The organism is Nostoc sp. UIC 10607, from assembly GCF_047228265.1.
GTDB classification, from domain to species: Bacteria; Cyanobacteriota; Cyanobacteriia; order Cyanobacteriales; family Nostocaceae; genus Nostoc; species Nostoc foliaceum_A.
This window is the reverse complement of record NZ_JBIQNW010000159.1, coordinates 1-2,454: the sequence shown is the minus strand read 5'-3', so window position 1 is coordinate 2,454 and position 2,454 is coordinate 1. Positions and strand designations below refer to the sequence as shown.

Here is a 2,454-nt window from a genome sequence, read left to right as displayed (position 1 = left end):
ACCCTCATCCCCAATCCCTCATTCCCCAATACCCAAACCTCATTCCCCATAGCCTTGCCCTCTGAGAATGACCTTGGAGGGCATTGAATTTACAAAGATGCCCAATGTATCAGCAAGCAATACAAGTCAGCCTCTAGCCGATTTAAATGGCATCAGCTTGCATAGGACTGCTAAACATTAAAAAATGGGAATTTGAGGGTTTTGGGGTTTTGGTAGTCACCTTTGGTAGTCACGAGGACTTTGGTAGTCACGAGGATTAATATTCTATTTATATAGAGGTCGTGACTACGGTATCAAGCTCTGATACAAAATGTCGTGACTACGGTATCAAGCTCTAATACAAAATATAGGGGTCGTGACTACGGTATCAAGATGAGGTAGTCATAGTTAAAAGCAATAGTATTCTTTGTATAGGGGTCGTGACTACGGTATCAAGCTCTGATACAAAATGCTGAGGTCGTGACTACGGCCGTCGGTCGATGACTGACTTGGTAGCAAGGTTGAGGTAGTCATGGCAACCATAGAGGAATACCTCGATAAATGTCGAGTTTATGTGAGACTTCTCTATGGTTAAACTACACGGGTAATACCTTTTTTTTTTGTTTTTGGGGGCAAGTCCGCGCGCGGGTAAATCGATGGGTCGTAAATTTTCCTGGGGTCAAAACCAGTTTCAAAACTTTGAGCTTGCGATCGCACCAAGGGGAATTAGCAATTACGATGGATATGAGGCGAGGTGAGAGACTATGACTATGACGATTGTCGAGAAATCTGGAAGCGATCGCACCGAGGAAGACGCGGCGATAGCCGCCGTCGTTCGCTTGCAAAGCAAGCAGTCCATCGGTAAGGTGATCAACTGTTAGCGATCGCGGACACCGCTTCGCGGATACAACATCCTGTTAGAATCTGGACAGAGGATAATCTAACCAGTTCAGTTAAAGACGACAAGCTAAATAACAGGTATGCTTGCAAGCCGATAAAGTTACGTAACAGGATAGCCACACGAAGATATAACCAGATGTGAAGAGATGAGTTTAGACATATGCAGCGCTAACAGGTTACGATAACTTGTTATGCACATATACAACCATTAGCTAACTAGTTATGCAGATGTGTAGTTGTTAATTAACCAGTTATGCAGACATGAAGCTGTTAGTTAACCAGTTAATGCAGATATGAGATGATGCTCACAGGTTGAATGCAGATATAACCAGTAGTGTCTGTTAATTTAAATTAACAGACACTACTGGTTATATCTGCATTCAACCTGTGAGCATCATCTCATATCTGCATTAACTGGTTAACTAACAGCTTCATGTCTGCATAACTGGTTAATTAACAACTACACATCTGCATAACTAGTTAGCTAATGGTTGTATATGTGCATAACAAGTTATCGTAACCTGTTAGCGCTGCATATGTCTAAACTCATCTCTTCACATCTGGTTATATCTTCGTGTGGCTATCCTGTTACGTAACTTTATCGGCTTGCAAGCATACCTGTTATTTAGCTTGTCGTCTTTAACTGAACTGGTTAGATTATCCTCTGTCCAGATTCTAACAGGATGTTGTATCCGCGAAGCGGTGTCCGCGATCGCTAACAGTTGATCACCTTACCGATGGACTGCTTGCTTTGCAAGCGAACGACGGCGGCTATCGCCGCGTCTTCCTCGGTGCGATCGCTTCCAGATTTCTCGACAATCGTCATAGTCATAGTCTCTCACCTCGCCTCATATCCATCGTAATTGCTAATTCCCCTTGGTGCGATCGCAAGCTCAAAGTTTTGAAACTGGTTTTGACCCCAGGAAAATTTACGACCCATCGATTTACCCGCGCGCGGACTTGCCCCCAAAAACAAAAAAAAAAGGTATTACCCGTGTAGTTTAACCATAGAGAAGTCTCACATAAACTCGACATTTATCGAGGTATTCCTCTATGGTTGCCATGACTACCTCAACCTTGCTACCAAGTCAGTCATCGACCGACGGCCGTAGTCACGACCTCAGCATTTTGTATCAGAGCTTGATACCGTAGTCACGACCCCTATACAAAGAATACTATTGCTTTTAACTATGACTACCTCATCTTGATACCGTAGTCACGACCCCTATATTTTGTATTAGAGCTTGATACCGTAGTCACGACATTTTGTATCAGAGCTTGATACCGTAGTCACGACCTCTATATAAATAGAATATTAATCCTCGTGACTACCAAAGTCCTCGTGACTACCAAAGGTGACTACCAAAACCCCAAAACCCTCAAATTCCCATTTTTTAATGTTTAGCAGTCCTATGCAAGCTGATGCCATTTAAATCGGCTAGAGGCTGACTTGTATTGCTTGCTGATACATTGGGCATCTTTGTAAATTCAATGCCCTCCAAGGTCATTCTCAGAGGGCAAGGCTATGGGGAATGAGGTTTGGGTATTGGGGAATGAGGGATTGGGGATGAGGGT

At 43.4% G+C, this 2,454-nt stretch carries 4 protein-coding genes; 2 read left to right on the top strand and 2 right to left on the bottom strand.

All coding sequences use genetic code 11. The annotated features are described in order from the left end of the window. Nucleotides 1–575: 575 nt before the first annotated feature. Together ACEYW6_RS36000 and ACEYW6_RS35995 are read right to left on the bottom strand one after the other, a co-directional pair. Complete coding sequence (locus tag ACEYW6_RS36000; protein ID WP_412983574.1) at nucleotides 576–824, bottom strand: hypothetical protein; 249 nt, start codon at nucleotides 822–824, stop codon at nucleotides 576–578. Between the two features lie 25 nt (nucleotides 825–849). Then, nucleotides 850–999, bottom strand: a complete 150-nt coding sequence (locus ACEYW6_RS35995; protein ID WP_412983575.1) for a hypothetical protein — start codon at nucleotides 997–999, stop codon at nucleotides 850–852. 456 nt (nucleotides 1,000–1,455) lie between these two features. Here ACEYW6_RS35995 and ACEYW6_RS35990 point away from each other — a divergent pair, with 456 nt between their 5' ends. Then, the gene (locus ACEYW6_RS35990) at nucleotides 1,456–1,605 is read left to right on the top strand and encodes a hypothetical protein (protein WP_412983575.1); all 150 of its coding nucleotides are present in this window, start codon (nucleotides 1,456–1,458) and stop codon (nucleotides 1,603–1,605) included. Nucleotides 1,606–1,630: 25 nt separating this feature from the next. Continuing rightward, nucleotides 1,631–1,879 (top strand): hypothetical protein, encoded by a 249-nt coding sequence (locus ACEYW6_RS35985; RefSeq protein ID WP_412983574.1) that lies wholly within the window; start codon nucleotides 1,631–1,633, stop codon nucleotides 1,877–1,879. Nucleotides 1,880–2,454 lie beyond the last annotated feature (575 nt).